The organism is Sedimentibacter sp. (genome assembly GCF_032080165.1).
Lineage (GTDB): Bacteria > Bacillota > Clostridia > Tissierellales > Sedimentibacteraceae > Sedimentibacter.
Map to the genome: position 1 here is coordinate 164,918 of NZ_DAMASY010000003.1, position 26,879 is coordinate 191,796.

The following is a 26,879-nucleotide window of genomic DNA, read 5'->3' on the forward strand; positions in this document are numbered from 1 at the left end:
AAGTTTTCCGGCTATAATTATTTTTCTTCGACCTCTATATTCAATCCATTATTTGTTTTTGTATAGTAGATCATTTTTATTTCAATTATTTCGGGTAATCTATCCATAGTTTTATATGTTATAGGTTTGATAGAATAGGGGGTATGTCCTACAAAACCATCTATCCCTTTGGATTCTTCGTTAGGAGATGCAAGACGATAATCCGTATGAAGCTTTTCTGCTAATGAAGCAAGTATTGCTCGCTGCACATATAATCCATTGTATGTTTTAGTAATTACTAAATCTTGTACCCATTGTCTTACTAATTCATGATCGATAAGTTTTATTGCTTCCTTTAGATTTTCAACCTGTGCATATATTTTGTCAGTAGCAAGTTCTATTGAATCAGGATATCTGTTTGTATACCATGATTCCCAGTTATCTATTGAAATATCACATTCATTATTAAGAAATTCAGGAAACAATTCGGATAGTTGTCCAACTATACGGGGGCGAGTTCCCTGTGCATTTTGATTAGCCCAATTTATTAATTGTGATGTATATTTTGGAAAGTTTATAACTGTACCTTCATTATATTTTTGAATATCTTCTTTTTTTATATTATAGTTCATGCATTACCTCCTATAATTTTTTGTAATAATACTTTTACGTAATTTTATGCCTTCAATCCTACTGTCTAAGTTTTTCATATAATCCATATACTCAGAGTCGTCACATATTAAATAATAACCATTGTTATTCGCAGCTAAAGGCAATTTATATTTTTCAGCACTTTCTAATATTAGTTTTCTTGTTTTTGAATATGTATTGTCTTCAACAATTCCTAATTTATTTGCGATAGCTTTCGATGTTATTTTATTATTTTTACCTTTATGTTCTAATAATATTTTTGATATTTTCTCTAAATTATTCATTGCACAATTTCTCCTTTTCAATAAAAAGTAAATATGTGTCTACACCAAGTGCATCAGCTATGCGTTGTATATTTTCTAAAGATATGCTTCTGCGGTAACACTCTATTGCACTGATATAAGTTCTGTGCATACCACATCTTTCTGCGAATTCTTCTTGTGATAAACCTAAATTTGTACGATACTTACGCAAATTATTTCCAAAGACCTTTACAATATCCAAAAAATACACCTCCTACTATAGTTTAACAAACGAATACAATAAGTCTACATACAATAAGTATAGATCTCGTATAATAATTTAATATAAAAAGTGTTATTCTAATTTGTGAATAACACTTTTTGCTTTATTATTATATCTTTAATATTAAATTATTTTGTAATTTTAAATGGATTTTTTACTGCATTTATTGCTGCTTTTTTTGCTGAAGAAGCTAATTCTTCGGTACAGTCCTTAGTATCAGGGAAAAATGCAATATCCTTGGATAAATTTATATCTATCTTTTCATTATCAACAATTATTGTTTGAAAAAAGGTTAATCCGGTTATGTATCGTCCTAATCCATACCCTAAGTGATAACCGTCGCTTGTTAATTCATTGGCTGATGTTTTCAAATATTTATTATTTCTTGCATTTTGTATAGCGGTTCCGCATGGGATAATTATATCTATTCCTGTTTCATTCGATGCCTGTTCGTAGGCATCGATAATTGAGTTATACATTATCGTCTGATTCTTGTTATAATAACCAAAGTTATTGTTTGTGCTTTTACTTGCATAAGCCCATGTCATATTAAATGCAAGCTTTAAATCGGGATTAGTTGAAAATTCTTTTATGTATTCTATTAATTCATTCAGATATGGCTGAAATGTATCATATATGCCCGATTCTCCCGAAGCCTGTTGTAATGTAATATAGTCCCAATCCTCATCCAATATTACATCCTTCATTGTTTTGTTTTTGTATTCTTTCATTCCTTTTGATGTCCACTTGTAGTATGTATATCCTTTTTCATTGTTATTTGCATAATTAAGGTGTCTTTCTAAGGAGCACCCGCTGTTGTATAAATTTCCTACTATTATATTTACATCAGCTGATTTAGCAATTTCATACAGGTAATAAACTGAATCCTGTGAAAAGGAATTTCCAATGGATAATATTTTAATAGCTTCTCCCTTGGGCATATACCCTGTGTCCAACATGTTATTTATAGTATTGATGATTTTAACGGTTAGAAGCTTAAGTTGATTTATTTGTGCTTCTTCAATATTTTCTGCTTTTGCATTATTTACCGCTGCATATGAATAGCCTGGAACCGTATTTGTAAATAAAAGAGCGATTATTAATAAAATTAATGTAGTTTTCTTCATGTCGTACCCCCGCAAGATTATGTCTGATTATATCTTGATTATAACACCAAAATTATACTTATTTCAACAATAATCGCATAATTAATTAAAAAGAGACAAAGTGAGTAAATTCTTGAAAAGATGGCTGAATTAGTATATAATATAGTAATTTGTTTTTAATGCTTTATTTAAGGAGTGATCTATTGAATAAAAATTGTTTTGTTTCATGGAGCGGAGGGAAGGACTCTTGCTTAGCTTTATATAAGGCAATAGAGTCAGGATATGAACCTCAAAAGCTATTGACAATGTTCAGCTTAGAAAGCGGAATCAGTTCAGCACATAGGCTGGATGAAAATATATTTCGAGCGCAGGCAGAGGCAATAGGAGTAGAAAGTATAATAGGAAGAGCTGAATTTAATGACTATGAAAACGTATTTGTATCATATATTAAATCATTCAAAGAACAGGGTATCAATTACGGAGTATTTGGCGATATAGATTTGGAGGAACACAGGCAGTGGGAAGAAAAAGTTTGTGAAAAGGCTGCAATTACCGCAGTGCTTCCTCTTTGGAAAATTAGCAGAAAGGATATAGTTAAAGAATTTATAAACCTTGGTTTTAAAGCAAAAATTGCGGTGGTTGACACTACATCATTAGATACAAAATTTTTGGGGCAGGATTTAAGCTTATCATTAATTGGAGAAATAGAAGATTTCGGAGCGGATGCTTGCGGTGAAAATGGGGAATTTCATACAGTTGTTTATGATGGTCCGATTTTCAAAAAATCTATTAAATTAAATTTCGGCACTGAGGTTATACCCGTAGGCGAAAAGTGGGCACATATTAAAATACAGTTATAAAAAGAGAGGAGACAAAAAATGAAGTTTATTGAAAATAATTCTATTGATCCACATTATAATTTAGCGTTTGAAGAGTATATTTTTAAAAATTTAGATGAGAATTTCGTTTTATTATGGAGGAACGGACCTTCGATAATTGTAGGAAAAAATCAAAATACGGTTGAAGAAATTAATATGGATTATGTTAAGGAAAACAATATAAATGTTGTCAGAAGAGTAACCGGCGGAGGTGCCGTTTATCATGATTTGGGAAATCTAAATTTTTCCTTTATAACTAAAACAGAAACCAATCTAATTGATTTTAAAACATACAACGTTCCTATAATTAAAGCATTGGAAAAGCTGGGAGTTAACTGTGAATTGTCGGGAAGAAACGATATTGTAATTGAGGGCAAGAAATTTTCAGGTATAGCTCAAAGTGTAAATAAAGGCAGAGTTTTAAATCATGGAACCTTGCTCTTTGATTCAAAATTAGACACATTATCAAAGGCACTAAATGTAAAAAGAGACAAAATAGAATCAAAAGGTGTAAAGTCGGTTTCCAGCCGAGTTACTAATATTAAGCCTTATGTAAAGGATGATATTGATGTCTTACAATTTAAACAGGTTTTATTAAAAAATATATTTGAATACTTCAATCAACCTACAGAAGTCTACGAATTATCTGAAGAGGACAAAAAGAACATTCAAAAAATGGTCAATGAAAGATATGGTACGTGGGAGTGGAATTACGGTAAATCACCTAAATTTAATTATAGCGGATATAACAGATTTGCAGGCGGCTGTGTTGAAGCAAGATTACAGGTTGAAAACGGCATCATAGAAAACTGTAAAATATACGGAGATTTTTTTGGAAAAGGTGACATACAGGAATTAGAACAAAAAATAAAAGGACTCAAGTATAATGAAAATGAGGTTCTTGACGCTTTGTCAGATGTTACGGCTGAGGATTATTTGGGGAGAATTTCCAAAGAAGAATTCATGCAATGTCTGTTTGATTAATGTACGTACAAAAAATAAACAATGCTATCTATTTGAATATAATAAGTGTTGAAAATTTGACATTTGTTGATTATTATAATATAATTTAAAATCAAACGTTAACATATGGCTCCAAGGAGGTACGATTATGATATCATTTGTGATTCAAAAACATGATCATGTGTTAAATGGATGGGAAAGATGCCAATATCTAAAGACAAATAGACGAAGCGGTCTATGTGATAATGATATATCTGAATCTGACCTAAATAATTTATTAGCGAAACACAAAGATTTAATAAAAACTGCACATCCATTTATGGAACAGATGGAAAGACTGCTTAACAATTATTTACTAATAGCTTTAGTGAATAAGGATGGATATATTATCGATGAAATACAACCCCATTTAAAGAAAAGGTTGGATAATGCTTATTTTTGTTTGGGCGGAAGATTCAGTGAGGAGTATAATGGGAATACTTCAATAAGTACTTCGATTATTGAAAATAAACCTATATGCTTAATTGGAGATGATCATTATTGTGATTGTTATCATGATCTTGCATCAATGAGTGCACCTATTTATTATAACAATGAGATAATTGGAACCGTATCAGTAATAGCGTTTAAAGGTAGGGATAATAATGATTCGCTCAGTATAATTGAGTCAATTGCTAAAATAATAGGATTAGGATATGAATCTAATAATAACAACAAGGAATTAAATTTGAGGTATAAGCTACAGAGTGCTATTATCAATTCTTTTACAGATGGATTACTGATTATTGATAAAAATGGATATTTAGAATATATCAATCAAGTTGGTGCGGAAATTTTAAATATTGAAAGGGAAAAGTCAATTGGCAGACACGTAGCTGAATTAGTGGATTTTAAACCTGTGATTTTAGATGTTTTAAAAACGGGACAGGGCTACGTTGATGAAGAAATTATAGTTTCGGACAGAACAGGCGTAAAAACTCATTTTATCAAGACGGCAGTTCCAATAAAAGATGATGATGGAAACATAGTCAATGTGGTTGATACATTCAGAAAGATTAAGAGAGTACAAAAACTTATAAATGAGATGACGGGCGCATATTCTAACTTTAGATTCGATGATATAATAGGAAACAGTACTAATCTTAAGAAGTGTATAAAAATAGCAAAGATTGCTGCAAACAGTACATCCAATGTTTTAATAACAGGTGAAAGTGGTACAGGTAAGGAGTTAATTGCACATTCGATACATAGTTATAGCGACAGAAGAGATCAACCATTTGTAACGATTAACTGTGGTGCAATACCAAGAGAATTATTAGAATCAGAATTGTTTGGTTATGAGGCCGGCTCCTTTACAGGAGCATCCACTAAGGGAAGAACAGGTAAATTTGAGCTTGCCGAAGGTGGTACAATATTTTTAGATGAAATCGGAGAGATGCCGCTTGATATGCAGGTTAAGCTATTGAGAGTGCTTCAGGATAAAAAGGTTACACGTGTTGGTGGCTATAATGTTTTTAATGTAGATGTTAAAATTATTGCTGCTACGAATAAAGACCTGATTAAGTTATGTGACCAAGGACTTTTTAGAAGGGATTTATATTATAGGATTAACGTACTGAATGTTAAAATTCCATCCATGAGAGAACGAAAATCAGACATACCTATATTAGTTGAGTATTTTATAAATAAATATAGCTATCGATTAGATAAAACTATTTTAGGTATTTCTCCGGATGCATTAGATTTGTTAATTAACTATGATTGGCTCGGAAACGTAAGGGAGTTGGAAAATGTACTGGAAAGAGCTGTTAATATTTGCGAGGGTAATATGATTACTGAAAAAGAGATAAATAGTGATCTGTTTTATCAGGATAATGACATAAATCAACATAGTAATATGAATTCAGCAAATGAAAATGATATTGTTCCATTGGAGGTTTTAGAGGAAAGAGCAATTAAACAAGCTCTTACAGCATCTAACGGAAACATTACTACGGCAGCAAACATGCTGAAAGTAACAAGAAACACGATATATAACAAAGTAAAAAAATACAATTTGGGTAATTATCAAATATAACATTGGTGTGTAATTATTTAACAGTGCTAAAATTTTGAGCAATCGTTTGCTCAAAATTTTAGCACTGTTCATATTTTGTGTTTATATAAATTATAACTAAATTAAAATACCCCCCGCCTCTATAGGCGGCGGGGGGTATTTTAATTTTTTCAGTGGTATTAAATCTCCCGCTGAAATCGTTGAATGACGGGCAATGCCCTTATTGAAATAATTTTAATATTATATTACTATAACATGCACTTGCAAAATTTGTATTATGTTGGCATAAAGTTTGCATTATATATAGCAAATAATATAAGGAGGGTTAATAGTGTGGGTGGACAGTGACTATAGGCTCTTAAACCCATACCTACTCATCTAATAGAATATTTATTTTTATCAAGGAGGTGAATAATCAAAAACAATTAAATTGTGTAGGAAGGTTTATGGTTAAAAAAATCTTATAAAACAGGAGCAAAAAATGAGATTAAAAAATAAAATTGCTATTATTACGGGATCCGCTGGCGGAATAGGTGCTGCAGTAGCTGTAAAATTTGCAGAACATGGCGCCAATGTTGCACTGTGGGATATGAATGAAAAGGGTTTGATGGAAATGGAAGAAAAACTTGCTCAATTTGGAGTTAAGGCTAAAGGTTATAAGACAAATGTTACGGATTATAATGAAGTACAGGAAATAGGACAGCAGGTTATTAAAGACTTTGGAAGAATAGACATTTTAATTAATTGTGCAGGGGGTGGTAGAGATATCGCTCTTAATTTAAGGGAACTAGATGATGAAAAATGGGATAAACTAATAGATTTAAATATGACTAGTATATTTAACTGTACAAAAGCCGTTGTAGAAAATATGGTTGAAAACAAATATGGTAAAATAGTTAATTTTTCATCAGTAGCAGGATTAAGAGGAGGAGGATTACTTGGAAAGGCAGCTTATGCAACTGCTAAAGCAGGTGTAGTAGGTTTTACAAAAGCTGTTGCAAAGGAATGTGCACAATACGGAATATATTGTAACGCAATAGCTCCATCTCTTCACGTTACACCTCTTATTGAGGCTAACATGAAGCCTGAACAAATTGAAGAACTAAAAAATAGTTTTCTTTTGAAAACAGCAGGAGATCCAAGTAAGCTTGCAGAACTTGTAGTATTCTTAGCTTCTGATGATGCACAATTTATTACAGCAGCACTTTATACAGTAGACGGAGGATTTTCATATCATTAAATTTACTGTTTTCATTTTAAAAATAATATAAAATTCTATGGAGGAAAAGTATGAAAAAGTTATTGAGTCTAATTTTAGTAATAGTGATTATTACTGTATTTGCTGTTGGATGTTCATCTGATAACAACACAGCAGATAAAGATGACAAAAAGGAAACATCTGTTTTCAAATTAGCAAATGGAAGTGCATTAGGTGATGAGAGAGATCAATCACTACAGGAGTTTGCAAAATTAGTTGATCAGAAATCAAATGGAACTATGAAGGTTGAAGTTTATTCAGGTGGTACTTTAGGAACATGGAGAGACACTATTGAAGGACTTGAACCAAATATAGTACAGATTGTATGTGAAAGTATAGGAACTTTAGAAGCATATAGCCCTACTGCAAGTATAGATGCATATCCTTATTTATATAGTGATTATGATCATTATAAAAGAGTAATGCTTAACGGTGAAGTAGGTCAAAAGATACTTGATGCTGTTGCTGAAGAGGGTGGATTTGTATTGATGGGACCTTCAAACAGGGGTGCCAGAATTATGACATCAAATAAAAAGGTTGAAACTGTTGATGATCTTAGAGGTGTGAAAATTAGAGCACCCGGAATACAGATGTATATTAAAACTTGGGAATATTTAGGAGCATCACCGGTACCGATGGATGCATCAGAAATATATACCGGATTACAGCAAGGTACAGTTGATGCACAAGAAAATCCTGTTATGTATAGTTATGGTAATGCGTTATACGATGTATGCAAATATTTAGTATTAACTAACCATGTTTTTAGTACAGATGTGTTCATATTTAATGATAAGTTCTTTAACAGTCTTCCGGCTGAACAACAGCAAATTTTCAAAGAAGCTGCAAAGGAAGCAGGAGATTTCAGAACAAAGCTTGTTGAGGATCTGGAAACAAAAACAATCCAGCAGATGGAAGATAAAGGAATGGAAGTTTTAAGACCGGATTTAACCGGATTTCAAGCGAAGCTTGCTGATTTTGCAAAAGAATTTCCCAATTTAGCTAGTTTAGTTGAAGAAGTACACGCATCAAGATAAGGTAAAAAATTACAAAGTGCTTATTTACAGATATTTTGTATTTCTGTGAATAAGCATTTTTGAAAATTTTATTAGAAGGAGGTAATAATACGGAGATATATCCCTGTATTATTAAAAAAAATGAAAATAGTTTTCGATAAACTAGAGAAATTTATTTTGGGAATATTGTCAATATTATTTACTGTCATGGTAGTAGCTTTATTTTATCAGATCATTATGAGGTTTTTATTTGAGAGTGCGAATTCATGGTCTGAAGAATTGACAAGATATTCATTCATTTGGATGTCTATGCTTGGTTCAGCTATAGCTACAAGGCGTAGTAGACATATGAATGTTGATTTTTTAATGAATCGTATGCCTAAGATTTTAAAAATCATAAATTCAATTATTATAAAAAGCTTAATTATAGCATTTTTAATTGTAATTATTTTTTATGGTATAAGCCTTGTTAGCATTACTTTTAAACAATTATCTCCCGGATTGAGAGTTCCTATGGCATATATGTATGCCTCGGTTCCGATAGGTGGAATTTTGATGTTGTTATTTACAATAGAAGTAATTATTAATGACATCAAGAATAAGAAGATTGCGGAGGGTTAGCATGGGAACTTTATTAATTATTTCAATATTAGTTTTTGCAGCAATAGGTATACCTATAGCATTTTCATTAGGAATTTCATCACTTATAACAATAATAACTGAGGGATATCCACTAATAGTGGTGCCGCAAAAGTTATTTGGCGGCATGGATTCCTTTCCATTGTTAGCTATTCCTTTTTTCATGTTATCAGGAGATTTAATGAATGGAGGAGGATTAAATAAAAGAATTATAAGAGTTGCAAATGCTTTTTTAGGGAATTTACCGGGTAGTCTTCCAATTATAACAATAGTTGCATCTGCTTTTTTTGCAGCTATATCAGGATCCGCTGTCGCTACTGTAGCTGCTATTGGAGGCATAACTATTCCTGCTATGATAAAGCAAGGATACCCCGATCATTATGCAGCAGGCGTTGCATCTTCATCATCTATAGTTGGGCCTATAATTCCTCCAAGTATAACTTTAATAGTCTATGGTTCATCGCTTCAACTTTCAATTAGCTCATTATTTCTCGCATCTGCAATTCCTGGAATTTTTATGACCCTTGTCTTTATATTAGTGGCTGTATATCAGGCAAAGAAAAATAATTATCCTAAGGAAGGAAAAATTAGTTTTGCAGAAAAGATAGATGCTGTTAAAGATGGTTTCTGGGCATTAATGATGCCGGTTATAATATTGGGAGGAATATTTTCAGGAAAATTTACACCTACAGAGGCAGCAGTTGTGTCTGTAGTATATGCTTTTATAATAGGAATGTTTGTATATAAAGGGTTTACGCTTAGAGACCTACCAAAACTGCTTTCAGAGTCTGCAGTTTCCATTGCAACTATTATGTTAATTTTGGCAACATCAAAAATACTCGCATGGGTAATAACAGTTATTAATTTGCCAACAATGGTTGCGGATGCAATATTGGGATTAACCAGCAATGCATTTTTGATATTTATGCTGATTAATATTATATTGCTTTTAGTTGGATGTTTAATGGAAGCAAATGCAGCTGTTATAATTCTAATTCCTATATTGGTTCCAATAATAACAAAACTTGGCATGTCACCAATAACATTTGGAGTTGTTATGACAGTTAACTTATGTTTGGGATTACTGACTCCGCCAGTTGGAATATGTTTATTATTGGGTTCTCAAATGGCTAAATCAAAATTTGAAAAGGCCGTCATATCTATGTTGCCATATTTCGCAGTTGGCGTGATAACATTGCTATTAGCAACTTATGTACCTGCTTTTACTCTTTGGCTTCCAGGATTGATGTAGATTTTTTAGGAATTACTATTTAATATACAACAAAAAGTGGTACATAGAATTTTGTATGATGGTGGGCATTTTGTTGAAGGAGAGAATCACTACTTAATCAGAAAATTTGATGAGGAAACCGGATTTACACTTTTTCAAATTGTTTAATATTAACTATTTTAGTAAGTACATGGAAATGCAAATATATTTAAAGGAGCAGAATATGAAAATGGGAAAGTATAACAAAGAATTATTAGAAACATTTTACTATAAAATGATGAAGATCAGAAGATTTGAAGAAACAGTTGAGAGGTATTTTTTAGATGGAGAAATACCGGGGTTTGTGCATCTATACATAGGTGAAGAAGCAATTGCATCAGGTGTTTGTACAAGCTTAACAGATGAAGATTATATAGCAAGTACACATAGAGGTCACGGACATACAATTTCAAAGGGTGCAGACTTGAATCAGGTTATGGCCGAGATATTTGGAAAGAAGGCAGGTTCTTGCAAAGGCAAGGGCGGTTCAATGCATATTGCTGATTTTTCAGTAGGAATGCTGGGAGCAAACGGAGTAGTAGGCGGAGGATTTAACTTAGCTACAGGTGCTGCATTAGCTATTAAAATGAAAAAAGGAACTAATGTTTCGGTTGCTTTTTTCGGTGATGGTTCATCAAACAGAGGAACATTTCATGAAGCATTAAACATGGCATCTGCATGGAAATTACCTGTAATATTTGTTTGTGAGAATAACCAATGGGCATCAACAACTCCTTATAGAACTACAACAGCAGTAGAAGACATATCAGTAAGAGCACAGGGATATAATATGCCGAGTAAAATTGTTGATGGCAATGATATTTTTGCAGTGTATGAAGGCTTCAAGGAAGCATTAGAATATGTTAAAGCCGGTAATGGTCCATTCTTCTTAGAAGCTAAGACATATAGAATTAAAGGCCACTTTGTTGGTGACCCTGAAATGTATAGAACAAAAGAAGAAGTTAATGAAATCTATGTAAACAATAATCCAATAACAAGATTTGAAGAAGAAGTTTTGTCAGAAAAATTAATGACTGAAGAACAGCTAAAGAAAATAAGAGAAAAAGTTGAAATAGAAATCAAAGAAGCATTAGAATTTGCACTCAATAGTGAATACCCGGATCCTTCAGAAATCTTTGATGACTTATATGTGTAGGAGGTAGAAAAATGAGAGAGATTACATTTTCACAAGCAACATTAGAAGCAATGGCAGAAGAAATGAGATTAGATGAAAACATAATTGTAATGGGAGAAGACATAGTAAGACAGGGTGGAATTTTCGGACAGTTCAAAGGCTTGCCTGCTGAATTCGGCGAAAGAATTATGGATGCTCCAATATCTGAAACAGCAATTGTCGGAGCATCAGTTGGAGCTGCGTTGGCAGGATTAAGACCCGTAGCGGATATGCACTATGCAGACTTTTTAGGTGTTGCCATGGATGAGGTATTTAATCAGATGGCTAAAATCAGATATATGTTCGGAGGACAGACTACAGTTCCAATGGTTATCAGAGCACCTGACGGATTGTCTTTGAGTGCAGCAGCACAGCATTCACAGAGCATTGAAGCATGGTTTATGAATATCCCAGGGCTTATGGTAGTTACACCATCAAATCCTGCAGATGCTAAAGGACTATTAAAGTCAGCAATAAGAGATAACAATCCTGTAATATATTTTGAAAATAAAATATTATATAAGGAAAAAGGACCGGTTCCTGATGGTGAATATTTCGTTCCTATAGGAAAGGCTAAGGTAGCAAGAGAAGGTGCGGATATCACTATAGTTTCTTATTCTATAGCAATGAAAAAAGCTTATGAAGTTGCTGATTTGTTAGCTAATGATGGAATTAATGCCGAAATTATAGACCTTAGAACGATAGTGCCTTATGACAAAGAAACAATATTAGAATCAGTAAAGAAAACTCATAGGTTAGCCATTATACATGAGGCGGTAAAACAAGGGGGCGTTGGATCTGAAATTGCTGCATACGTAGCAGAAGAGGCAGTAGAATATTTAGACGCACCAATTAAGAGATTTGGGGCACCATTTACTCCGGTACCATTTTCACCCCCATTAGAAAATGCTTATAGATTAAATTCAGAAAAAATTGCAAAAGAGTTAAAGGATTTATTTTAATTAAAGCTGTGAAGGAGGATGAACATGGCAAGAGAAATATTAATGCCCAAATTAGGACTTACGATGGCAGAAGGAACTGTCACCAAGTGGTTTGTTGAAGAAGGAAATAATGTAAAAGTAGGAGATAAGTTATTTGAGGTAGAAACAGATAAGCTTACCAATGAAATTATTGCAGATACAGAAGGAATAGTTAGAAAGATAGTTGTACAAGCAGGTGAAACCGTACCTGTTAAGGCACTTATAGGTGTTATTGCTGATGAAAATGAGGATATATCCGAAATAGTAGGAGAGCACTCAGGCGATAAAGAAGAGGAAAAAGCTGCAGATACAGCGGATAAATCAGATGTGGAAGTTAGTGAAGTAAAGAATACAAAAGAAAATTCCGATTACATTCTTGCTACACCTTATGCTAAGAAATTATCCTCTGAAAAAGGTATAGATTTATCGGAAGTTGAAGCAACAGGCTTTAGCGGAGTTATATTGGCAAAAGATGTTGAGAGATATCAAAACGATAAGCCAAGAGTAAAGGCTACACCTGCAGCTAAGAAGATGGCTTCTGAAAATAATATAGATTTATCCGGAATTGAAAAGTATGACAGAATTAAGAAAGCAGATGTTGAAGGATATGCGGCAAGGACTAAAGAAGCTGTATACAGTCAACCGACAGAGACAGAAAAAGCTGTTGGAATGAGAAAGATTATTGCTGAGAGAATGAGAGCAAATTGGGTTGCTACTCCTATGGTAACATTTAATATGGAAGTAGATATGACCGAATTTATCAGATTAAGAGAAAAACTTAAACCGTTATATGCAGAGGAAGGCTTAAAATTAACGTATAATCATATGATTATGAAGGTACTCGGCAAGCTTCTGATGAAGTACAGACATCTTAATGCAAGCTTGGAAGATGATACCATAACATATCATAACTATGTAAATCTTGGCATAGCAGTAGATGTTGAAAAGGGATTAATGGTACCTAATGTTAAGGGTATGGAAACAATGACTCTTAAGGAAATAGCAGAAAAAACAGAAAGATTGATAGATAATGCAAGAACTAATAATCTGAATCCTGATGATTTATTTAATGGAACATTCACGATTACAAATATCGGTATGTTTGGAATGGATTCATTTACACCAATAATCAACAGACCTGAAGTTGCTATTTTGGGAATAAACAGAATAGTTGATAAGCCTGTAACAATCGATAAGCGAGTGGTTGTACGATCTATGATGAATTTAAGTCTGACAACTGATCATAGCTTGGTTGACGGTGCATTATCAGCTAAATTCCTGAGTGAAATAAAGGAATTTATAGAAAATCCATATTTGTTGATTGATTAAACATCAATCAGTGTATTACATTTCTCCTTTTTAAAATAAACAGATGCTATTAAGTAATTTTAGAAGGAGTATTCTAAATTTAATTACTATGAGGTGAATATAATGAAGAAAAAAAGTATTCTTGACTTGCAATCTATGAAGAAAAAGGGTGAAAAGTTAACCTGGATTACAGCATATGATTTTCCTATGGCTTCGTTTGCTGAACAAGCCGGAATTGACATGATACTTGTTGGCGATTCCTTGGGAATGGTTGTATTGGGATATGAAGGAACCATACCTGTTACAATGGATGATTGTATATCACATTGTCAGGCTGTAAGAAGAGGTGCTAAAAATACAATGATAGTAGGTGACATGCCTTTTATGTCATATCAGATATCAGATGAATCTGCAGTTGAAAATGCAGGCAGATTTTTAAAAGAAGCTGATGTTGATGCTGTTAAGCTTGAGGGCGGAAGAAGAATGTGTTCACGTATAAGAGCTATTACTGATGCAGGTATAGTTGTTTGCGGACATATTGGCTTAACTCCTCAAAGCTCAGGAGTTCTTGGCGGATTTAAAGCACAGGGCAGAACCGTAGAAAGTGCAAGAGAATTAATTTTAGATGCTATAGCAATAGAGGAAGCCGGAGCAAAGTTTCTTTTATTAGAAGCAGTTCCGCCGGAAGTAACGGAATATATAACTAAAAAATTAACTATTCCTGTATATTCTATTGGTGCCGGAGCACCATGTGACGGACAATTAATTATTTGCGGAGATATGTTGGGATTGTTCCAGGCATTTACTCCTAAATTTGTAAAGAAATATGCAAACCTGTCAGAGATAACTATAAATGCAATAAAGGAATATTGTGATGACGTAAGAAATGTTAAATTTCCTGAAGATAAACATGTATATCACATAAGTGAAGATATTGCCGAATTCGAAAAGTTATTTGAGGAATTTAAATAATAAGAAAGGAGCAATCTTATGGCAGTAAATGATTATAAAGTGACTGTGATCGGTGGAGGTATAGGGGGATATGTATCTGCAATAAGAGCAGCACAATTAGGCGCAAAGGTTGCATTAATAGAAAGAGCAGAGGTTGGAGGTACTTGCCTTAATGTTGGATGTATTCCTACAAAGGTATTGCTTCATACTGCAGAGCTATATGAAGAATTAAAAAATGCCGACGAATTAGGATTAGAATTAGAAAACAAGCCCAAAGTGAATTGGCAGAAATTACAAACAAGAAGGGTAAACATAATAGACAAGCTTGTTAAGGGAGTGGAAATGCTTCTTAAATCCAATAATATAACATTAATAAGAGGAGAAGCAAGCTTCGTTGACAATAAGAGTGTAAAGGTAAGACTGTCAGATGGAAAAGAAGACGTTATAAACAGCGAATATTTTGTAATAGCTACGGGCTCCGAGCCGATGATTCCACCTATAAAGGGTTCTGACCTGGAAGGCGTTATAGACAGTACCAAAGCCCTTTGCTCAGATAAATTACCTGAAGAAGTGGTTATTATAGGAGGTGGTGTCATAGGTATCGAATTTGCCAGCGTATATAGTGCATTTGGTACAAGAGTAAACATGATTGAAATGATGCCTAAAATAGGTCAATCAATGGATTCTGATGTGGCAGCAATGCTATCTGCAAATATGGAGAAGTCAGGGATTGAAATTCATACCTCAGCAAAGGTTGTCGGAATAGAAAAAAAGGATGGCAGGCTTTGTGTTAAGTATGAGCTAAACGGAGAAGACAAATTTGCATATGGAGATAATGTATTGATTTCAACCGGCAGAAAGTCGGTGATAACGGGACTTGAGACAGAGAATGCTAAAGTAGCCGTAAGTAATAGGGGTTTTGTAACAATCGACAGCAATATGAGAACAAATGTTAATAATATTTATGCAGTAGGGGATGTAACGGGAAAGGTTATGTTGGCACACGTTGCAGAAGAACAAGGAATAGTTGCAGTTGAAAATATGCTGCTTGGGGATAATAAAACTATAAACTATGATATTGTACCTGGATGTCTATACACTAAACCTGAAGTAGCATATGTGGGAATTACGGAGGATGAAGCTAAAAACCGCGGGATTGACTATGAAACAGGTATGTTCCCGTTAATTAATAATGGAAAGACATTAATTACAGGTGATGTTGAAAATACCTTTATTAAAGTTGTAACCGATAAAAAGTATGATGAGATAATAGGAATTTCAATTTATGGACCGAGGGCGACTGAAATGATTTCAGAATTTTCTCTTGGCATCAATTTAGAAGTCACAGTAGATGAGCTCATTGAAACGATTCATCCACATCCTACTGTTTCCGAAGGATTGAAGGAAGCGGTATTAGCCGTGAAAAAACAAGCTATACATTCTATGAAAGCTAAATAAGCAAGATGCCCTAACCCCATTTCTTAGAGTTTTTTTCTGAGAAATGGCAGGTAGGTCATTCGCAATGAATTCTCAATGTTTGCGACCAAAGGGAGCTAAAACATTGGTGAATGAGACTGGGACGACCCAAATCTCTGATTTGGTGTCGGTCGCTTATACTGTAAGTGCAAAAAATGCGGTGCGCCAATGACCACCGCATTTTGAATATCTAATGATCCTCTTATCCGTTCACAACCATTACCGGACACGGTGCTTGTGAAATTACTTTTTGAGTTATAGAACCGATAAAAATTCTTTCTACATTTGACAATCCACGTCTTCCCATAACAATTAAATCAAATTTTTCATCAGTGGCAATTTTTAATATTTCGTCTGCTGCTTTTCCAACTACCACTCTTTTTTCTGTCATTAAATCACCGGAATCAAGGTTTCTTACAAGAATATCAAGCATTTTGGTTTCTTCCCGTATGAGATTTTTAAGCATTTCCTCACAATTTGTGATAAATGCATGCTCCACATTCATTCCGAAGTACGAATATTTATCTTCTGTGGGAAGGCTTACAACTGTTACAAAAGTAAGCTCTGCGTTTATTAATTTACCGATTTCAACCGCTTTTATTGCTGCTTTTTCTGATGCTATAGAGCCATCAACTGGAATTAATATTTTTTTCATACCATCACCTCTAATTATAAATCTTTCTATACTTATACCTATATCTGAATCATGTAAACATTATACTATAAAATAATCATATTGAGAAGTGGTGCTTTATTATGATATAATTTGTTGAGAGTTTAAAAATTTTATAATAAAAATACGTTGCGTTTAAATAAATTGGAGGAAAAATGGATTTGTTACAATCTTTAAATGAAAAACAAAGGGAAGCAGCTTCATATGATAAGGGTCCTATTTTAGTTATAGCCGGTGCAGGTACGGGTAAAACGAGAGTTTTGACTCATAGGATTGCATATTTGATAGATACAAAAAAGTCGATGCCGTGGGAGATACTTGCAATTACGTTTACTAACAAAGCTGCTAATGAAATGAAGGAAAGAATTGGACAGCTATTAGATTATCCAATTGATAGAATGTGGATTGGAACATTCCACTCTATTTGTGTGCGTATATTAAGAAAGAATATAGAAAGAATAGGATATGACTCAAATTTTGTAATCTATGATACTAATGATACTAAAATAGTGATTAAGGATTGTATTAAAGAACTGAATTTGGATACCAAAAAATATAATGTTAATTCTATTAAGGCAGTTATAAGCTCTGAGAAAAACAGACGAAACAACGCAGATGATTATATAAAAGAGCATTTTAATGAATTTTATAAAAGAAATGTGGGCGAGGTTTATGCTCTGTATGAAAAGAAGTTAAAAATTGCAAATGCATTGGATTTTGACGATTTAATTTTAAAAACTATAATACTTCTTGAAAATGAGCAGGATATAAGAGAGTACTATCAGGAGCGCTTTAAATATATATTGGTGGATGAATATCAGGATACCAACTTAGTTCAATACAGCTTAGTTAAAATATTGGGTAAAAAGCCCAATGGCGAAAATAACGTATTTGTTGTTGGTGATGAAGACCAATCAATTTATGGTTGGAGAGGTGCAGATATAAACAATATTCTTAATTTTGAAAAGGATTTTGAAGGAGCCAAGGTTGTAAAGCTTGAAAAGAATTATCGCTCTACAAATGTCATTTTGAATGCAGCTAACGGTGTAATTAAGAATAATTGTCAAAGAAAGGGCAAGAACCTTTATACTGACTTTGAAGGTGGTAATCTCATAAGAATACTGGAAATGGACAATGAGAAAGATGAGGCCTTTACCGTTGCATGCCTTATCAGAAAGGAAAGGAGAGAAAATAATTCCTCATATTCTGATATGGCTGTTTTGTACAGAACCAATGCACAGTCGAGAGCATTGGAGGAAGGATTAATCAGAGAAGGAATCCCTTATAAAATAGTCGGAGGATTAAAGTTCTATGAAAGAAAAGAAATAAAGGATATAATGGCATATTTGATGCTGACCTTTAACCAAAAGGATAACATAAGTTTTAACAGAATAATAAATGTGCCAAGAAGAAAAATCGGGCAGAAAACTATAGATTTGATTACAGAATATGCCGACCGAAAAGGAATATCAAAATTTGATGCCTGCTATGAATTGAATGAAATCGGTTTAACCAATGCTGCTGCTAAAAGCATTGCAGACTTTGTTTCTATGATGGAAATGTTGATGATTAAAAAGGATGTAATGCCTGTTTCGGAATTTATATCAGATGTTTTTGAGGTTACAGGTTACAAATCAATGCTTCTTGAGGATGAAACAGTAGAAGGAAGAAGCCGTTTAGAAAATATAGATGAATTTTTATCGGCAGCCAAGGATTTTGAAGAAAGATATGAAGAAAATGGTTTGGAGGATTTCCTGTCTCACGTATCATTGCTGGCTGATATAGATAAAACTGATGAAACTAAAAATGATTGTGTAACTCTAATGACTGTTCACAGTGCCAAGGGTTTGGAGTATGATACAGTGTTTGTAACAGGTCTCGAAGACGGAATTTTTCCGATTATCCATCAGGAAGAAGCTGACAGTGACGACGAAGAGGAACGAAGATTGTTTTATGTGGCAATAACAAGAGCTAAAAGGATGCTGTTCATAACGTATGCCAATGACAGGATGCGTTTCGGAAACCACGAAACTAAGCTTAAATCAAGATTTTTAAAAGAAATACCTGCAGAATGCATAGAGGACGTTAACCCTATGTCATATGCCGCTAAAAAAATACAAAACTTAGATGAAAACATAAAAAGAATGCCGTCATTTGTGAAAAGTGACTTTTTTAAAGGCGGTTTAGATACAGAAAAGGAAAAACCAAAATTAAAGTCAGATAAAATTGTTGCCGGAGATAAAGTAATGCATAAATCATGGGGAGTGGGAACCGTGGTTCAAATAAAGGATGAGATTGACTCAAAAACAGTGGTTATTGCTTTTGAAAGCAAGGGAATAAAGAATCTTAACTTAGAATATGCCCCGATAGAAAAGATATAGGTCAGAAAAAATATAAATTGAAGAGGATAAGCTATGGAAGATAAGCTTCTGTTGATGAAGGAAAAAATTAAACTGTTAAATGAAGCAAACAAAGCATACTACCAGGAAAACCGGGAAATTATGTCAAACTATGAGTATGATGCCCTTTATGATGAATTGGTTGAATTAGAAAAAGAAACTAATATTACATTGTCTAACAGCCCTACCATTAATGTGGGCTATGAGCTTTTGTCTAATTTACCTAAGGAAAGACATGAAAAACCAATGCTTTCTTTGGATAAAACAAAGGATGTTAATGAGTTGCAGCAGTGGCTTGGAGCTAATGAAGGTGTTCTTTCATGGAAGCTTGACGGCTTAACTATTGTTATGACATATTTAGACGGAAAGCTAATCAAAGCGGTTACCAGAGGTAACGGCGAAGTAGGAGAGGTTATAACAAATAATGCAAGAGTATTTACTAACATTCCACTGAATATCAGCTTCAGGGGAAGCTTGGTTTTAAGAGGGGAAGCTGTTATCAGTTATCCGGATTTTGAAAAAATCAACAATGAAATTACAGATGTTACGCTTAAATATAAAAATCCTCGTAATCTATGCAGTGGATCTGTAAGGCAGCTTAACAACAAAATTACCGCTGAAAGAAATGTTCGATTTTATGCTTTCTCATTAGTGAAAGCAGATGGTATGGATTTTAAAAATTCAAGGACAGAACAATTAATTTGGCTTAAAAATCAAGGCTTCGGAGTGGTGGAGTATAAAAAAGTCAATTATCTTAATTTACAAGATACGGTTATATATTTTGAAGAACAGGTAACTGATAATGAATTGCCGTCCGATGGGTTGGTTTTAATGTATGATAATATTTCATACGGAGAATCCTTGGGAGCAACATCTAAATTTCCGAGAGATTCAATTGCCTTTAAATGGAGAGATGAAATTAAGGAAACTAAGCTGTTAGAAATTGAATGGAGCGCGTCAAGGACCGGACTTATAAACCCTATAGCAATTTTTGAGCCGGTTGAACTTGAAGGTACGACAGTAAGCCGTGCCAGTGTTCATAATTTAAGTATTATGGAAAATCTTGAGCTTGGAATAGGTGATACCGTAAGCGTTTATAAGGCAAATATGATTATTCCGCAAATATCTGACAACTTAACAAGAAGCAATAATATGGAAATTCCGGGCAGCTGTCCTGTATGCGGCGGAGAAACCGTAATTAAGAATGATAATGATATTAAAACCTTATATTGTATAAATGATGAGTGTATGGCTAAGCAGATAAAATCCTTTACGCATTTTGTCAGCAGAGATGCAATCAATATAGAGGGATTGTCGGAAGCAACCATAGAAAAGCTGATTGCTAAGGGTTTAGTTAAAGAATTAAGCGATATATTTCATATTGAAAGCTTTAAGGATGTTATAGTCAATATGGAAGGTTTCGGTGAAAAATCATTTAATAACTTGGTTCAATCAGTTAATAAGGCAAGAAATACAACTGCTGCAAGGCTGCTATATTGCCTTGGTATACCTAATATCGGAGTTTCAAATGCTAAATTAATATGCAGGAAATTCAATGACAATTGGGAAAAAATAGAAAATGCGGTCTATGAAGAATTAATCGAAATATCGGGCATAGGAAATGTAATGGCAAAAGCTTACGTAGATTTTTTTGGTAGTGATAGAAATAAAAAAATTGTGCATGACCTGCTTAATGAAGTTACAATAGAAAAAGCAGAAGAAAATAATGCGGCACAGCTGTTTGAAAGCTTAACATTCGTAATAACAGGTTCGGTTGAACAATTTAAAAACAGAGATGAAATAAAGGATGTAATAGAAGAAAGAGGCGGAAAAGTTACCGGCTCAGTAACTTCAAAAACAGATTATCTGATAAACAATGACAATATGTCCAATTCATCCAAAAATAAAAAAGCAAAAGAATTAAATATTAAAATAATAACAGAAAATCAATTTATTGATTGGTTAAACGGTGGTGTAAAACCGCAGTAGTTATGAGGGGGAGTTATGGCACTTAGAATTTTATTGTATTTCGGTTTATTGGCAGTTGGATGGCTTTTAAGCAGCAAAGGGTTAATCCATAATAATTTGATGAAAAAGATATCAGGTATTCAAGCTGTTATATTGTTTGGCTTAATATACGTGATGGGTGTAAGAGTCGGAATGGACGAGCAGGTACTTTCGTCAATAGGAAAAATCGGCTTGACTGCAGCTGTATTTGCGGCTATTACCGTTGCTTTCAGTATTCTTTTTGTCTATTTATTAAGGAAGAAGCTGTTTTCTGATAAAAGAATCGTAGGAGGCAGCAATGACTAAAAAGATATTGATTGCATTGATATTAGGAATAATCAGCGGATTATTTATAATTCCTCAGGCAATTTATGCTCATACAGGATTATTGATGGATATAGGATTATGCCTCTTACTGTTTTTTGTTGGAATTGATTTAGGCAGCAACAAGGAGATTTTTTCAAATTTAAAGAAGGTAGGCTTTAAAGTGCTGATAGTTCCGGCAGCTACAATAGCCGGAAGTTTATTTGGAGGTATAGTTTGCAGTATAATATTTAAAATGGACTTGTTCGGTTCTTTGGCTATTGCTTCGGGTATGTCATGGTATACCTTGTCGGCGATTATAATAACACCTGTTTCGGCAGAGCTTGGCACAGTTGCATTTTTAACAAATGTTTTCAGAGAAATAATTGCTTTTGTATTTATACCAATCATAGCCAAGCGTATCGGATATTTAGAAACCATTGCTGCAGGTGCTGCAATAAGTATGGATACCGGCTTGCCTATTATAACCAAAAATACAAGCCAGGAGTTAGCTTTAATATCCTTTATAAGCGGAGTAATAATTTCATTATCGGTTACAGTCTTAGTACCTATATTTGTGGGGTTAATATAACAATGGACAAGCGATAGACAGGCAATAGATAAGATGGATCATCCATTGACAGAAAAAAGTAGAAGGAGATATAAATGACAAGAATATATATAACAAGACATGGTGAAACAGAATGGAATAAACAAAGAAGATTTCAGGGAAACAAGGATTCCGCTCTGACAGATAAGGGTATAATGGCTGCTGAGCTTTTATCAAGCAGAATTGAGGATATTGATTTAGATTGCATAGTGGCGAGTCCCTTGAAAAGGGCATATCGTACTGCTGAGATTGTAAAAGGAAATAAGCAAATTGACATAGAAACTCATGACGGCTTCATGGAAATAAATCTTGGAGATTTTGAAGGAATGAGATGGGATGAAATAGTAGAAAATCACGGAGATGTAATTGATAAAATAAAAAGTGATCCATTTAAATACGGATATCCAAACGGTGAAAGCTTAATTCAATTTTATAAAAGGGTGGAAAATGCCTTTAAAGAAGTTGTTGAAAAGTGCAGAGGCAAGAATATTTTAATAGTGGCTCACGGCGGAACTATAAAGTGTATTGAATCATATATAAGGAAGTTTAAAATAAACAACGATTGGATGGGTACGGTAGTCAGTAATTGCAGCTTATCCTGCTTTGAAGTTGATGATAACAATGAAATTAAAGAAATTTTCTACAACGATGTAGAACATCTTAAAGGTTCTGTAGCATTTAACTAATTGTCGAAATTTCCCGGGAAATGGAAAAGTATAAAAGATTTTGAAAAATAATATATAAAAAATCAATCTGTATATAAATTAAACAGATTGATTTTTTATGCCCTAACCCCATTTTTCAGAGTCTTTTTCTGAAAAATGGTTGGTAGGTCAAACGTACAGAATGCCAAATTTATGTGAGTGAAGCGAACAAATAAATTTGATGCATTCCCCTGCGATTATTAAAATTGTATTAATACCGAATAATACAAATAACCTTATTGAAAAAAGGCGGAAAACGATTCGAGAAATTACTTTGTTAATCAAAATAAAGAAAATAAAGTTTTTTATATCTAAATTTAATTTTATTAAATTATATCATTGAAAAACTTATTAAATAATGTTAAACTATGCTTTATAGAATTCGAAAATGTATATTTTTTTGGTGATTTGGAGGACAACATGAAAAATTTCAAAAGAGTTTTGGTTGCTAACCGTGGTGAAATAGCCATTAGAGTTCTCAGAGCATGTGAAGAATTGGGTATAAGAAGTGTAGCAATATACTCTGAAGAGGATAAAAATTCACTTTTCAGAACGAAAGCTGATGAATCCTATAAAATAGGTGAAAATAAAAAACCTGTTGATGCATACTTAGGTATTGACGAAGTAATAAGCTTGGCAAAATCTAAAGGTGTTGAAGCCATTCATCCCGGTTATGGCTTTTTATCGGAGAATGTTGAATTTGCACGCAAATGTGAAGAAGAAGGAATAGTGTTTATAGGACCTGACCACATTATGATGAGCAAATTAGGAGATAAAATTAAATCTAAAATTGTTGCAAATTCTGTAGGGGTTCCTACTATTCCCGGTATTGAAGAAGCCGTTAAATCTGAAGAAGAAGCAAAGAAGTTTGCTGAATTTTGCGGATATCCTGTTATTCTTAAAGCATCGGCAGGAGGCGGCGGAAGAGGGATGCGTATTGCGTGGCGTGAAGATGATTTAATAAGAGAATTCAGAAGTGCTCAAAGCGAGGCAAAAAAGGCATTCGGTATTGATGATATATTTATAGAAAAATATTTGGATAAACCAAAGCATATAGAGGTACAGGTTCTTGGTGATAATTACGGAAACATAGTGCATCTGTTTGAAAGGGACTGCTCTATCCAAAGAAGACATCAGAAGGTTGTTGAATTTACTCCTGCTTTATCAATAAGCAATGAACAGAGAGAAGCGATTTGTCAGGACGCACTGAAAATTGCAAGAGCCGTTAATTACAGAAATGCCGGAACTTTAGAATTTTTAGTAGATAAAAGCGGAAATCATTATTTTATAGAAATGAACCCGAGAATTCAGGTTGAACACACTGTTACCGAAATGGTTACGGGCATTGACTTAGTACAGGCGCAGATTTTAATTGCACAGGGATATAAATTGAGTTCTCCTGAAATTAATATAAAAAACCAAAAAGACATTAAACAAAGCGGCTATGCTATTCAGTGCAGAGTGACGACGGAAGATCCATCCAATAATTTTGCTCCTGATACAGGAAAAATTGATGTATACAGAAGCGGTTCCGGATTTGGTATACGTCTTGACGGCGGAAACGGATTTACAGGCGCCGTTATAAGCCCTTATTATGACAGCTTGCTGGTAAAGGTTATTTCACACGGCAGGTCTTTTAATGATGCTATAAGTAAGAATGCAAGGGCTTTAAAAGAATTAAAGATTCATGGAGTTAAAACAAACATAGGATTTTTGTTGAATGTATTAAATCATGAAATATTTAAAAGCGGTCAATGTGATACCGGATTTATAGCAGACAATCCGTCACTTTTAAATGTAAGAGGCGGTGAGGATAAGGAATTAAAGCTGTTGAATTACATCGGCAACATAGTTGTAAATGAAACAAAGGGTGTTAAGCCTCAATTTAACGTACCGAGAGTTCCTGGTACGAAAAATGCTGAAATCAAGACCGGACTTAAGCAGCTATTGGATTCAAAAGGACCTGAAGAGGTTTCAAAGTATGTCTTGAATCAGAAGAAGCTTTTATTAACAGATACAACGATGAGAGATGCACATCAGTCATTGATGGCAACTCGTGTGAGAACAATTGATATGGAAAAAATAGCACCTGCTATGTCTCTGCTGGCAAGTGAATTGTTTTCAGTAGAAATGTGGGGAGGTGCCACATTCGATGTTGCCTACAGATTTTTAAAGGAAGATCCGTGGGAAAGATTAAGCGTATTAAGAGAAAAAATACCGAATATATTGTTCCAAATGTTACTTAGAGGAGCAAATGCCGTTGGCTATAAAAACTATCCCGACAATGTTATTAGGGAGTTTGTAAAAGTATCGGCCAAGAAAGGAATTGATGTATATCGTATATTCGATTCCTTAAACTGGATTGAAGGCATGGAAGTTGCAATAGATGAAGTATTAAATCAAAATAAAATAGCAGAAGCAAGCATATGTTATACAGGAGATATACTCGATGAAAAAAGAGATAAATATACACTTAAATATTATGTTGATTTGGCTAAGAAGCTTGAAAAAAGAGGAGCCCACATATTAGCCATCAAGGACATGTCAGCTTTGTTAAAGCCCATGGCTGCAGATAAGCTTATCAGAGCTCTGAAAAACGAATTAACAATACCGATTCATCTGCATACCCATGATACAAGCGGAAACGGTGTAGTAACTGTTTATGCCGCCGCAAATGCAGGAGTTGATATAGTTGATACTGCTTTTAACTCCATGGCCGGCTTAACAAGTCAGCCGCCTTTAAACTCGGTTATAGCTGCTATGAACAATACGGAAAGAGACACATCCATTGATTTGGATGATATGCAGAAAATTTCCGACTATTGGGAAGCGGTGAGACCTGTTTATAGTAAGTTTGAATCCGGTTTAAAAACCGGTACGGCTGAAATATATAAATATGAAATACCCGGAGGTCAATATTCAAACTTAAAACCTCAGGTTGAAAGCTTTGGACTTGGTCATAGATTTGAAGATGTTAAAGAAATGTTCAAAACAGTTAACGAAATGCTTGGAGATATAGTAAAGGTTACACCTTCATCAAAAGCAGTAGGAGATATGGCTATATTCATGGTTCAAAATGATTTGTCACCGGAAAATATTTATGATAAAGCAAGAGATATGGATTTTCCTGATTCAATAGTTTCATATTTTGAAGGCATGATGGGTCAGCCGGAGGGCGGATTTCCTGAGAACTTAAGCAAATTAATTTTAAAAGGAAAAGAATCTATTACATGCAGACCGGGTGAATTGCTGCCATCTGAAAACTTTGATGCGATTAAAAGAATACTGAAAGAAAAACACAATCTTGAAGGAACTGATGAAGAAGCTTTAAGCTATGCATTGTATCCTAAGGTGTTTGAAGATTATTTGAAAAATATTAAAGAAGAAGGAAATCTGAGGTTAATGGGAAGCGACATATTTTTCCATGGTTTGGAGGAAGGTGAGACCTGCGGTGTTAAAATTGCCGAAGGCAAAAAGCTGAGCATTAAGCTTGTTGAAATCAAGTCGAATCAAGACGGTACGAAGGATTTGGTATTTGAAGTTAACGGAAACAGAAGAGTAATTACAATAAAAGATAAAAATGCAGTGAATTTAAAAAGCGGGGCAGTTGAGGTTGTTATGGCCGATACCGGCAATCAATATGAAATCGGTGCAAATATTCCCGGCAATGTTTATAAGATTCTTATTAAACAAGGCGACAAAGTGGAATCAGGACAGCCGATCGCTATATTGGAGGCAATGAAGATGGAGACAAACGTACTGGCTCCGTTATCGGGAACTGTCGCTAAAATCCATGTTAAAGAAGGTCAGCGAGTGGTTGCAGGCGAGCTGATTGCCGAGTTGGAATAGTAATTTTAAAGGATGAGGTCTTCAGATGAAATCTGAAGGTCTCATTTTTTAATTTGTGAATAAATGGAATATATTCTATTAATGAAGTAAAAAGGATGGTGTAA

At 33.9% G+C, this 26,879-nt stretch carries 23 protein-coding genes; 18 read left to right on the forward strand and 5 right to left on the reverse strand.

The window, feature by feature from the left end:
* Positions 1 to 17: 17 nt before the first annotated feature.
* From RT412_RS05500 to RT412_RS05515, 4 genes are all read right to left on the reverse strand, one after another.
* The gene (locus tag RT412_RS05500; protein ID WP_313342322.1) at positions 18 to 611 is read right to left on the reverse strand and encodes an MjaI family restriction endonuclease; all 594 of its coding nucleotides are present in this window, start codon (positions 609 to 611) and stop codon (positions 18 to 20) included.
* 3 nt (positions 612 to 614) lie between these two features.
* On the reverse strand, positions 615 to 914 hold the full coding sequence (locus RT412_RS05505) for a hypothetical protein (RefSeq protein ID WP_313342319.1): 300 nt from the start codon (positions 912 to 914) through the stop codon (positions 615 to 617).
* Positions 907 to 1,134: a helix-turn-helix transcriptional regulator gene (locus RT412_RS05510; protein WP_313342316.1), complete on the reverse strand. Its 228-nt coding sequence runs from the start codon at positions 1,132 to 1,134 to the stop codon at positions 907 to 909. Before RT412_RS05510 ends, RT412_RS05505 begins: the two co-directional genes overlap by 8 nt.
* A 149-nt stretch (positions 1,135 to 1,283) precedes the next feature.
* Positions 1,284 to 2,282: a DUF4886 domain-containing protein gene (locus RT412_RS05515; protein WP_313342313.1), complete on the reverse strand. Its 999-nt coding sequence runs from the start codon at positions 2,280 to 2,282 to the stop codon at positions 1,284 to 1,286.
* 182 nt (positions 2,283 to 2,464) lie between these two features.
* On the opposite strand from RT412_RS05515, the gene RT412_RS05520 reads away from it, so the two are divergent.
* The 12 genes from RT412_RS05520 (at position 2,465) to lpdA (ending at position 16,212) form a co-directional block, all read left to right on the forward strand.
* Positions 2,465 to 3,121 carry a diphthine--ammonia ligase gene (locus RT412_RS05520; RefSeq protein ID WP_313342310.1) on the forward strand — a complete coding sequence of 219 codons (657 nt, stop codon included), beginning with the start codon at positions 2,465 to 2,467 and terminating at the stop codon, positions 3,119 to 3,121.
* Positions 3,122 to 3,139: 18 nt separating this feature from the next.
* The gene (locus RT412_RS05525; RefSeq protein WP_313342307.1) at positions 3,140 to 4,123 is read left to right on the forward strand and encodes a lipoate--protein ligase; all 984 of its coding nucleotides are present in this window, start codon (positions 3,140 to 3,142) and stop codon (positions 4,121 to 4,123) included.
* Positions 4,124 to 4,250: 127 nt separating this feature from the next.
* On the forward strand, positions 4,251 to 6,179 hold the full coding sequence (locus tag RT412_RS05530) for a sigma 54-interacting transcriptional regulator (protein WP_313342304.1): 1,929 nt from the start codon (positions 4,251 to 4,253) through the stop codon (positions 6,177 to 6,179).
* A 460-nt stretch (positions 6,180 to 6,639) separates the two neighbouring features.
* A complete protein-coding gene (locus tag RT412_RS05535) occupies positions 6,640 to 7,398 on the forward strand; it encodes an SDR family oxidoreductase (RefSeq protein WP_313342301.1) in 759 nt (252 codons plus the stop codon).
* 50 nt (positions 7,399 to 7,448) lie between these two features.
* Complete coding sequence (locus tag RT412_RS05540) at positions 7,449 to 8,453, forward strand: TRAP transporter substrate-binding protein (RefSeq protein ID WP_313342298.1); 1,005 nt, start codon at positions 7,449 to 7,451, stop codon at positions 8,451 to 8,453.
* 186 nt (positions 8,454 to 8,639) lie between these two features.
* A complete protein-coding gene (locus RT412_RS05545) occupies positions 8,640 to 9,053 on the forward strand; it encodes a TRAP transporter small permease (protein WP_313413115.1) in 414 nt (137 codons plus the stop codon).
* Between the two features lies 1 nt (position 9,054).
* Positions 9,055 to 10,323, forward strand: coding sequence for a TRAP transporter large permease (locus RT412_RS05550; protein ID WP_313342292.1), 1,269 nt, complete (start codon positions 9,055 to 9,057; stop codon positions 10,321 to 10,323).
* A 208-nt stretch (positions 10,324 to 10,531) separates the two neighbouring features.
* Complete coding sequence (locus RT412_RS05555; protein ID WP_313342530.1) at positions 10,532 to 11,497, forward strand: thiamine pyrophosphate-dependent dehydrogenase E1 component subunit alpha; 966 nt, start codon at positions 10,532 to 10,534, stop codon at positions 11,495 to 11,497.
* A gap of 11 nt (positions 11,498 to 11,508) precedes the next feature.
* Positions 11,509 to 12,477 carry an alpha-ketoacid dehydrogenase subunit beta gene (locus RT412_RS05560; RefSeq protein WP_313342289.1) on the forward strand — a complete coding sequence of 323 codons (969 nt, stop codon included), beginning with the start codon at positions 11,509 to 11,511 and terminating at the stop codon, positions 12,475 to 12,477.
* A 24-nt stretch (positions 12,478 to 12,501) separates the two neighbouring features.
* Positions 12,502 to 13,824, forward strand: coding sequence for a dihydrolipoamide acetyltransferase family protein (locus tag RT412_RS05565; RefSeq protein ID WP_313342287.1), 1,323 nt, complete (start codon positions 12,502 to 12,504; stop codon positions 13,822 to 13,824).
* A 102-nt stretch (positions 13,825 to 13,926) separates the two neighbouring features.
* Entirely contained in the window at positions 13,927 to 14,775 is an 849-nt protein-coding gene (panB, locus tag RT412_RS05570; protein ID WP_313342284.1) for a 3-methyl-2-oxobutanoate hydroxymethyltransferase, read from the forward strand.
* 18 nt (positions 14,776 to 14,793) lie between these two features.
* Positions 14,794 to 16,212, forward strand: coding sequence for a dihydrolipoyl dehydrogenase (lpdA, locus tag RT412_RS05575; protein ID WP_313342281.1), 1,419 nt, complete (start codon positions 14,794 to 14,796; stop codon positions 16,210 to 16,212).
* A 220-nt stretch (positions 16,213 to 16,432) separates the two neighbouring features.
* Here lpdA and RT412_RS05580 read toward each other — a convergent pair whose 3' ends face one another.
* Positions 16,433 to 16,885 (reverse strand): universal stress protein, encoded by a 453-nt coding sequence (locus RT412_RS05580; RefSeq protein ID WP_313342278.1) that lies wholly within the window; start codon positions 16,883 to 16,885, stop codon positions 16,433 to 16,435.
* A gap of 173 nt (positions 16,886 to 17,058) precedes the next feature.
* Here RT412_RS05580 and RT412_RS05585 point away from each other — a divergent pair, with 173 nt between their 5' ends.
* The 6 genes from RT412_RS05585 to RT412_RS05610 all read left to right on the forward strand — a co-directional run bounded on the left by RT412_RS05585 (position 17,059) and on the right by RT412_RS05610 (position 26,775).
* The gene (locus RT412_RS05585) at positions 17,059 to 19,284 is read left to right on the forward strand and encodes a UvrD-helicase domain-containing protein (RefSeq protein ID WP_313342275.1); all 2,226 of its coding nucleotides are present in this window, start codon (positions 17,059 to 17,061) and stop codon (positions 19,282 to 19,284) included.
* Positions 19,285 to 19,317: 33 nt separating this feature from the next.
* The gene (gene ligA / locus RT412_RS05590; RefSeq protein ID WP_313342272.1) at positions 19,318 to 21,291 is read left to right on the forward strand and encodes an NAD-dependent DNA ligase LigA; all 1,974 of its coding nucleotides are present in this window, start codon (positions 19,318 to 19,320) and stop codon (positions 21,289 to 21,291) included.
* Positions 21,292 to 21,306: 15 nt separating this feature from the next.
* A complete protein-coding gene (locus RT412_RS05595) occupies positions 21,307 to 21,615 on the forward strand; it encodes a DUF340 domain-containing protein (protein WP_313342269.1) in 309 nt (102 codons plus the stop codon).
* Positions 21,608 to 22,204 carry a lysine exporter LysO family protein gene (locus RT412_RS05600; protein ID WP_313342266.1) on the forward strand — a complete coding sequence of 199 codons (597 nt, stop codon included), beginning with the start codon at positions 21,608 to 21,610 and terminating at the stop codon, positions 22,202 to 22,204. The genes RT412_RS05595 and RT412_RS05600 overlap by 8 nt, the downstream gene beginning before the upstream one ends.
* Positions 22,205 to 22,278: 74 nt before the next feature.
* Positions 22,279 to 22,908: a histidine phosphatase family protein gene (locus tag RT412_RS05605; protein WP_313342264.1), complete on the forward strand. Its 630-nt coding sequence runs from the start codon at positions 22,279 to 22,281 to the stop codon at positions 22,906 to 22,908.
* 438 nt (positions 22,909 to 23,346) lie between these two features.
* Positions 23,347 to 26,775 carry a pyruvate carboxylase gene (locus RT412_RS05610; protein WP_313342262.1) on the forward strand — a complete coding sequence of 1,143 codons (3,429 nt, stop codon included), beginning with the start codon at positions 23,347 to 23,349 and terminating at the stop codon, positions 26,773 to 26,775.
* The last annotated feature ends 104 nt before the right edge of the window (positions 26,776 to 26,879 follow it).

Excerpts from the sequence above, each read along its gene's own strand:
- RT412_RS05500 (WP_313342322.1), bottom strand. The coding sequence starts at position 611 with ATGAACTATAATATAAAAAAAGAAGATATTCAAAAATATAATGAAGGT.
- RT412_RS05505 (WP_313342319.1), bottom strand. The coding sequence starts at position 914 with ATGAATAATTTAGAGAAAATATCAAAAATATTATTAGAACATAAAGGT.
- RT412_RS05515 (WP_313342313.1), bottom strand. The coding sequence starts at position 2,282 with ATGAAGAAAACTACATTAATTTTATTAATAATCGCTCTTTTATTTACA.
- RT412_RS05525 (WP_313342307.1), top strand. The coding sequence starts at position 3,140 with ATGAAGTTTATTGAAAATAATTCTATTGATCCACATTATAATTTAGCG.
- RT412_RS05530 (WP_313342304.1), top strand. The coding sequence starts at position 4,251 with ATGATATCATTTGTGATTCAAAAACATGATCATGTGTTAAATGGATGG.
- RT412_RS05535 (WP_313342301.1), top strand. The coding sequence starts at position 6,640 with ATGAGATTAAAAAATAAAATTGCTATTATTACGGGATCCGCTGGCGGA.
- RT412_RS05540 (WP_313342298.1), top strand. The coding sequence starts at position 7,449 with ATGAAAAAGTTATTGAGTCTAATTTTAGTAATAGTGATTATTACTGTA.
- RT412_RS05545 (WP_313413115.1), top strand. The coding sequence starts at position 8,640 with ATGGTAGTAGCTTTATTTTATCAGATCATTATGAGGTTTTTATTTGAG.
- RT412_RS05550 (WP_313342292.1), top strand. The coding sequence starts at position 9,055 with ATGGGAACTTTATTAATTATTTCAATATTAGTTTTTGCAGCAATAGGT.
- RT412_RS05555 (WP_313342530.1), top strand. The coding sequence starts at position 10,532 with ATGGGAAAGTATAACAAAGAATTATTAGAAACATTTTACTATAAAATG.
- RT412_RS05560 (WP_313342289.1), top strand. The coding sequence starts at position 11,509 with ATGAGAGAGATTACATTTTCACAAGCAACATTAGAAGCAATGGCAGAA.
- RT412_RS05565 (WP_313342287.1), top strand. The coding sequence starts at position 12,502 with ATGGCAAGAGAAATATTAATGCCCAAATTAGGACTTACGATGGCAGAA.
- panB (WP_313342284.1), top strand. The coding sequence starts at position 13,927 with ATGAAGAAAAAAAGTATTCTTGACTTGCAATCTATGAAGAAAAAGGGT.
- lpdA (WP_313342281.1), top strand. The coding sequence starts at position 14,794 with ATGGCAGTAAATGATTATAAAGTGACTGTGATCGGTGGAGGTATAGGG.
- RT412_RS05580 (WP_313342278.1), bottom strand. The coding sequence starts at position 16,885 with ATGAAAAAAATATTAATTCCAGTTGATGGCTCTATAGCATCAGAAAAA.
- RT412_RS05585 (WP_313342275.1), top strand. The coding sequence starts at position 17,059 with ATGGATTTGTTACAATCTTTAAATGAAAAACAAAGGGAAGCAGCTTCA.
- ligA (WP_313342272.1), top strand. The coding sequence starts at position 19,318 with ATGGAAGATAAGCTTCTGTTGATGAAGGAAAAAATTAAACTGTTAAAT.
- RT412_RS05595 (WP_313342269.1), top strand. The coding sequence starts at position 21,307 with ATGGCACTTAGAATTTTATTGTATTTCGGTTTATTGGCAGTTGGATGG.
- RT412_RS05600 (WP_313342266.1), top strand. The coding sequence starts at position 21,608 with ATGACTAAAAAGATATTGATTGCATTGATATTAGGAATAATCAGCGGA.
- RT412_RS05605 (WP_313342264.1), top strand. The coding sequence starts at position 22,279 with ATGACAAGAATATATATAACAAGACATGGTGAAACAGAATGGAATAAA.
- RT412_RS05610 (WP_313342262.1), top strand. The coding sequence starts at position 23,347 with ATGAAAAATTTCAAAAGAGTTTTGGTTGCTAACCGTGGTGAAATAGCC.